Source organism: Azospirillum sp. B506 (genome assembly GCF_000333595.1).
Classification (GTDB): Bacteria; Pseudomonadota; Alphaproteobacteria; order Azospirillales; family Azospirillaceae; genus Azospirillum.
Map to the genome: position 1 here is coordinate 1 of NZ_BADK01000845.1, position 6085 is coordinate 6085.

Consider the following 6085-nt stretch of genomic DNA (forward strand, 5'->3'; position numbering starts at 1 on the left):
AACAAGACCCAGCAGCAGCTCGTCCATTCCGAAAAGATGGCCTCGCTCGGCCGTCTGGTCGCCGGCGTGGCTCATGAGCTGAACAACCCGATCTCGTTCGTCTATGGCAACGCCCACGCAATGCGCCGCTATGTCGAGCGGATGACGGCCTATCTCGACCGTGTGCATGAGGGCGCCGCTGCGTCGGACCTGACGGCTCTGCGCAAGGAACTGCGCATCGACCGTGCCCGTACCGACGCCGCGGCGACGCTGGACGGCATGCTGGAGGGAACCGAGCGGGTGCGCGACATCGTGGCGGAGCTTCGCCGCTTCTCCTCTGAACAGAAGCACGCCTCGGAACGCTTCGATCTGACGGCGCTTCTGCGCTCCGCCGTGACCTGGGTCGCCAAGGCGCAGATGCCCGACCTGACGGTGATCTTCGACCTGCCCGACACGCTGGATATCGCCGGCCATCCCGGCCATCTGCATCAGGTCGCCATGAATCTTGTTCAGAACGCCATCGACGCCATGGCCGGCGCGACCGTCAAGCGGCTGGAACTGAACGGCCGGATGGAGGCTGGAACGGTTGTCGTCACCATCCGCGACAGCGGCCATGGCATCCCGGACGCGATCCTGGGGCGCATTTTCGATCCCTTCTTCACCACCAAGCCGGTCGGCAAGGGGACCGGGCTCGGGTTGTCGATCAGCTATCAGCTGGTGCGCGACCATGGTGGCGACCTGGCTGCGGCCAATCATCCGGACGGCGGGGCGCTGTTCTCCCTGACCTTGCCGGCCGCCGGACACAGGGAAGGAGCCGCACCGTGAGAGACCGTCCCTTGTCGGTGCTGTGGCTGCAATCCGGCGGCTGCGGCGGCTGCACGATGTCGCTTCTCTGTGCTGAATCCCCGGACCTGATGACGCTGCTGGAGACGGCCGGCATCCGTCTGCTCTGGCATCCCAGCCTGTCGGAAGAGACCGGGGCCGAGGCGGTGGAGCTGTTCGACCGCGTCCTGTCGGGGGTGGAACCGCTGGATGTGCTGTGTGTCGAGGGATCGCTGTTGCGCGGGCCGAACGGCACCGGCCGCTTCCATGTGCTGGCGGGCACCGGACGGCCGACCATCCACTGGGCGCTCGATCTCGCTGCCGTCGCCGGTACCGTGGTGGCGGTCGGCACCTGCGCCGCCTTTGGCGGCATCACCGCGGGCGGCGAGAACATCGCCGACGCCTGTGGCCTGCAATATGACGGCGCGCAGCGCGGCGGCGCTCTGGGTCCTGAGTTCCGCGCGCGCGGCGGCCTGCCGGTGGTGAATGTCGCCGGTTGCCCGACCCACCCGAATTGGGTGACCGAGACATTGATGCTGCTGGGTGAGGATGCACTTGCCGCCGCTGATCTGGACGCTTACCAGCGCCCGCGCTTCTACGCCGACCATCTGGTCCACCATGGCTGCCCGCGCAATGAGTATTACGAGTACAAGGCCAGTGCGGAGAAGCCGTCGGACCTCGGCTGCCTGATGGAGCATATGGGCTGTCTCGGCACCCAGGCACATGCCGACTGCAACACCCGCCTGTGGAATGGCGAGGGGTCCTGCACCCGTGGCGGCTATGCTTGCATCAATTGCACCGCGCCAGGGTTCGAGGAGCCGGGGCATCCGTTCCAGCAGACGCCGAAATTCGCCGGCATTCCCATCGGCCTGCCGACCGATATGCCGAAGGCGTGGTTCGTCGCACTCGCCTCTCTCGCCAAGGCCGCGACGCCGGAGCGGGTGCGCCGCAACGCCGCCGCCGACCGTATCGTCGTCGCTCCCACCGTCCGTCCGACCCGGAAAGGTTGACCCGGTGAGCGAAACCTCCCAACGCCGCCTGATCGTCGGGCCTTTCAACCGCGTGGAAGGCGATCTTGAGGTCCGGCTTGAGATTTCCGGCACTAGTGTCTCTGCTGCCTACGTGAATTCACCGCTGTTTCGCGGATTCGAGCGCATTCTGGAAGGGCGAGACCCGATGGATGCGCTGGTGGTGGCACCCCGCATCTGTGGGATCTGTTCGGTCTCGCAAAGCCATGCCGCTGCCCTGGCACTGGCCGGCGTCATGGGGGTGGAGGCGCCACGCAACGGTCTTCTCGCCACCAACCTGATGACGGCGACCGAGAATGTCGCCGACCATCTGACCCATTTTCACCTGTTCTTCATGCCCGATTTCGCCCGCTCCGCCTATGACGGACGCGCGTGGTTCGATCGGGTTGCGGCTCGTTTCAAGGCGACACAGGGCAGCGCCGTGCGCGGCGCCACTGCGGCGCGGGCGGCGTTGTTCCATGTGCTGGGCATTCTGGGCGGCAAATGGCCGCACACGCTCACTCTCCAGCCCGGCGGTGTCACCCGGGCGGTGGATGCGCGTGACAGGGTCCGCTTGCTGGCGACTGTCCGCAGCTTCCGCCGTTTCCTGGAAGACAGCCTGTTCGGCGCGCCGCTGACTCGCGTGTTGGCGCTTGCCGCACCGGAGGAGCTGGAGACTTGGCGCATGTCCGGCCCGGAGGGCGACTTCCGCCTGTTTCTGGAGATCGCCGAGGATTTGGGACTGGCCCATCTTGGCCGCGCCTATGGCCGTTTTCTCAGTTACGGCGCCTATCCCGGTTCCGAGGGAGAGCATCTCTACCGCCGCGGCACCTTTGCCGATGGACAGGAGGCCCCCTTCGACCCGGATCAGGTGGCGGAGCATCACCGCTTCAGCCGTATGGCCGGGCAGGACCGCCCGCACCCTCCCTTCGCCGGCTCGACCGTGCCGGATGGTATGGACGAGACCGGCTACAGCTGGTGCAAGGCGCCCAGGCTGGCCGGCTTGCCCTATGAGACCGGTGCCATTGCGCGGCAACTGGTGGACGGCCACCCTCTGGTCCGGGCACTGGTGACGCAGGATGGCGGATCGGTGCGCAGCCGTGTGATTGCCCGACTGCTGGAACTTGCCCGAACCACCGATGCGATGGAAGGCTGGCTCCGTGCCATGGAGCCAGCAGCTCCCTGGTGCGTGGCGGCGGAGATGCCGGACAACGCCCAGGCGGCCGGGCTGACGGAAGCCGCGCGCGGTGCGTTGGGTCATTGGTTACGGGTCGAACGCGGGCGCATCGCCGGCTATCAGATCATCGCGCCGACGACATGGAACTTCTCACCACGCGATCTGGGTCGGGTACCCGGCCCGCTGGAGCAGGCTCTGGTTGGTGCCCCGGTGCAGGAGGGAGAGCGCACGCCGCTGTCGGTGCAGCATATTGTGCGGTCGTTCGATCCTTGCATGGTGTGTACGGTGCATTGAAAATTCTCCGAACGGAATCAATCACTTAATTTCCGATTATCAAAATTCATCAAAATTCGTGCAACAGCACTTGACCGATTGTTCTCCTTCGGTGTTCTTCTCAATGGGAACGCATGGAGAACAAAATGTACTCCGACACCCTCGGCAACCTACCGCGTGGTTCACTCCTATGGGCGCACTGCGACCCGTGCCGACGGTCGGCGGAACTGGACGTGGCGGCGCTGATCGCAAAGCTCGGGCCGGACTTTCGGGTGATCGAATTGCGCGGCCGGGTGACGTGCCGTGAATGCGGGCGCAAAGCGATGCTTCGCCGTGGCTTTGATGGGGCTGGCGGATATCACTGGAAGAATGGTGATGAGCCATGACAGACCGCCGCCTCTTCGTGGTGGAGAACACCCGCCGCCGAGTCGTCGCGTCCGCGCGTGATGCCGGGCAGGCTCGGGCCATCGCCGCCATGCTGCTGCTTGGCAACCCGCATGCCCCGGAGCGGGATGCGCTGGTGGTGCGGGAGCCGGAAGAGGAAGAGCGCGATGCCTTCGAGGAGCGCCGGCCGGCGCGGGGCAGCGAGGCTGACCTCGGGGCTATCCAGCTGTGACCAGCGGCCTGACTCTCGCCTTTGGCTACCACCAGCAACGTGGCCTGGAGGACTGGCGGCAGTCCGGCTGCCTCTATGTCGAGTTCTGGTGCCTCGGGCCGGGCTGCAACCACATGGAGCGCGTCCACATCGAGAAGCTGATCGGCAAGGCTAAGACGTCAACTCCGTTCGTAGAGTTGGCCTGCAAGGCCCGCTGCTCGGCCTGCGGCCGGTGGGGCTGCCATGTCCAGCCAGCGGACCCGCCGAAGCCAGAGCACCGCGATTATGCAATCTGGCTCATGGCCGAGATCGCGCGCCGGAAGGACTTCATCCTGCTAGCCGAAGCTGAACTGAGGGGAATGGACAATGCCTGATCATAACGACGCGCCGGGGCCGGACCTGACGCATCACCTCTGTCAGGTCTGCGGGCTGTTCGGCTGCTTCGGATTCGGCTCGTCCACCACAGAGGTGCGCTGGTGGTGCAGCCGGCACCAGGAGAGCGGCAAGCGCTGGTGGACGGGCATGCGAGGCGAAGGCGGACTGGAGAAGTCCGGCCCTGGGGCTGGGTTGTTCTGACGGCGGCGGGGCGTCCGGATCGCCCCATCGCCGCAGCGATACCCGCCCCTTCCGCTGGTGGCCCCTACCCGCGTTACGCGGGCGGTATCAGAGGGCGAAAGTCACCCAGCCGGCGCGGCGCTGACACCCCGCGGGATCCGACTGGCCCGGGTGCAGGGCTTGAGACGGGCGGTTGTGTTTTTCCATATATCTGCAATCAAATCAACATCGGCGTGTTGCCAATCCTGACATCGTTGCCGCCCGCATTTCCTACACCCTCATCACACTGGACGCCGACACCCTCCCCCGCCATGCTCCGCCGATGCCCTGGTGGAGCGACCTCATATCCCGTCTCAGCCTGCGCGGCGCTATGGATGGCTGGGCGACGCTGTGGACCATCGGCAGTGCCCTGATCATGGGGCACCGCCTCGACCGCCATATGATCCGCCGGCAACCGATTCCACCCTGGTACCGGCGCGACCTGGGCGCCGCGGCGGGGGCGATCATCGGCATGATCCTGACCCTTATCGGCTGGAGCCTGTGAAGGTCTCCTTCCGACGCTTCTCCAGCTCGCCCATCTTCTCCATCAGCCCTTCCATCTGCCGCTCGTAGCCGGTCTCGCTCAACAGGCCACGCTCACGATCCCGGCCGGCGCGGCGGGCCAACATCTCCAGTTCCCGCTCCGTCTTCTCGAACTCCCGGCCCCAGGCGGCGAAACCTTCCTGCACATCCTGCGGCTTGACCTTGATGCCCACCGAGTTCGCCACCGCCTGCGGCACCGAATAGGGCCGGCCGGACCAATCCCGGGCGCCATCCATCGCGTTGCTGATGCTCTGCCAGTACCAGGACCCTGGCACCCACGCGGCCGACGGCATCCAGGACCGGTAGACATAGCCGGCCGTCTTGCCGGCCCGCTCGCCCGTCGTGTCGGTGTTCTTGTTGATGATGTCCTGCCCCGTGAAGGCGGAGCGGTTCAGCAGCAGCTCGGCGCCAATGGCCAGCGGTCCGCCGGGCTGCATCCATGACGGCAGCGGGATCACCGATTGCCCCTGCCCGGTATCGAAGACGTCGCCGGCCGGTATCCACCGCCGCATGTCGAGAAACACCGGGTTTCCGTGCTGGTCATGGGTCGGCAGCCGCATCATGCGCGGCACGCCGGTCCAGGCCCACCCCTGCTCGTTCTCCCGCAGGGAACGGCGCTCCTCATCCTCATCACCGGGCGCCAGGGAGTATGCCAGGGCGTTCAGCGCGTACATCATCGTGAAGTACTTCGCCATCTTCCACGGCCGGGTCGCCAGCGTGCGGGCGATCATGGGGGCGGCCCGGTAGGTATAGGAGATGAAGGGCAAGACAGACCGGCGGGCGGCATTCACCCATGGCGCCCGGATGTCGTAATTCAGGAAGGTATCGCGGGCGTCCAGGGCGGCCTGTTCCGGCGATTGCCCCTGTTCCCGCCGGCGGAGATAGAGGGCCATCCGGAAGAACTCGTCTTCCATCTGATAGGCGCGCTGCATGGCGCTGTCGGCGGCCTTCGCTCCGGACCACAGCCGATCCGCCAACCTGCCTACGATGCCCAAGCGCGACTGTGCTTCGCCCCTGCCCGCCTGTGCCGCACGCTCGACCTCCTCCAGGATCGGGCTCAACAACTCCTCCCGGATTTCCTGGGGCCGCAGGTCG

Annotated in this window: 9 protein-coding genes; 8 read left to right on the forward strand and 1 reads right to left on the reverse strand. The window is 66.2% G+C overall.

What is annotated here, in order from left to right:
- The 8 genes from I71_RS26325 to I71_RS38550 form a co-directional block, all read left to right on the forward strand.
- On the forward strand, positions 1-804 hold an 804-nt coding region (locus I71_RS26325; RefSeq protein ID WP_042700943.1), incomplete at its 5' end, for a sensor histidine kinase.
- The gene (locus I71_RS26330) at positions 801-1811 is read left to right on the forward strand and encodes a HupU protein (RefSeq protein WP_042700945.1); all 1011 of its coding nucleotides are present in this window, start codon (positions 801-803) and stop codon (positions 1809-1811) included. The genes I71_RS26325 and I71_RS26330, both read left to right, overlap by 4 nt.
- A 4-nt stretch (positions 1812-1815) precedes the next feature.
- On the forward strand, positions 1816-3279 hold the full coding sequence (locus tag I71_RS26335) for a nickel-dependent hydrogenase large subunit (protein ID WP_042700948.1): 1464 nt from the start codon (positions 1816-1818) through the stop codon (positions 3277-3279).
- Positions 3280-3491: 212 nt separating this feature from the next.
- Entirely contained in the window at positions 3492-3644 is a 153-nt protein-coding gene (locus I71_RS38545) for a hypothetical protein (RefSeq protein ID WP_159107439.1), read from the forward strand.
- The gene (locus tag I71_RS26345) at positions 3641-3874 is read left to right on the forward strand and encodes a hypothetical protein (RefSeq protein ID WP_042700951.1); all 234 of its coding nucleotides are present in this window, start codon (positions 3641-3643) and stop codon (positions 3872-3874) included. Before I71_RS38545 ends, I71_RS26345 begins: the two co-directional genes overlap by 4 nt.
- A complete protein-coding gene (locus tag I71_RS26350) occupies positions 3871-4227 on the forward strand; it encodes a hypothetical protein (protein ID WP_042700954.1) in 357 nt (118 codons plus the stop codon). The genes I71_RS26345 and I71_RS26350 overlap by 4 nt, the downstream gene beginning before the upstream one ends.
- Positions 4220-4429 (forward strand): hypothetical protein, encoded by a 210-nt coding sequence (locus tag I71_RS26355; RefSeq protein ID WP_042700956.1) that lies wholly within the window; start codon positions 4220-4222, stop codon positions 4427-4429. Before I71_RS26350 ends, I71_RS26355 begins: the two co-directional genes overlap by 8 nt.
- A 301-nt stretch (positions 4430-4730) precedes the next feature.
- On the forward strand, positions 4731-4952 hold the full coding sequence (locus I71_RS38550; protein ID WP_159107440.1) for a hypothetical protein: 222 nt from the start codon (positions 4731-4733) through the stop codon (positions 4950-4952).
- Here the strand turns inward: I71_RS38550 and I71_RS26360 are convergent.
- On the reverse strand, positions 4933-6085 hold a 1153-nt coding region (locus I71_RS26360), incomplete at its 5' end, for a hypothetical protein (RefSeq protein ID WP_211098441.1). The genes I71_RS38550 and I71_RS26360 overlap by 20 nt on opposite strands.

Coding starts and splice junctions, on each gene's coding strand:
- I71_RS26345 (WP_042700951.1), top strand. CDS start 3,641: ATGACAGACCGCCGCCTCTTCGTGGTGGAGAACACCCGCCGCCGAGTC.
- I71_RS26355 (WP_042700956.1), top strand. CDS start 4,220: ATGCCTGATCATAACGACGCGCCGGGGCCGGACCTGACGCATCACCTC.
- I71_RS38550 (WP_159107440.1), top strand. CDS start 4,731: ATGCCCTGGTGGAGCGACCTCATATCCCGTCTCAGCCTGCGCGGCGCT.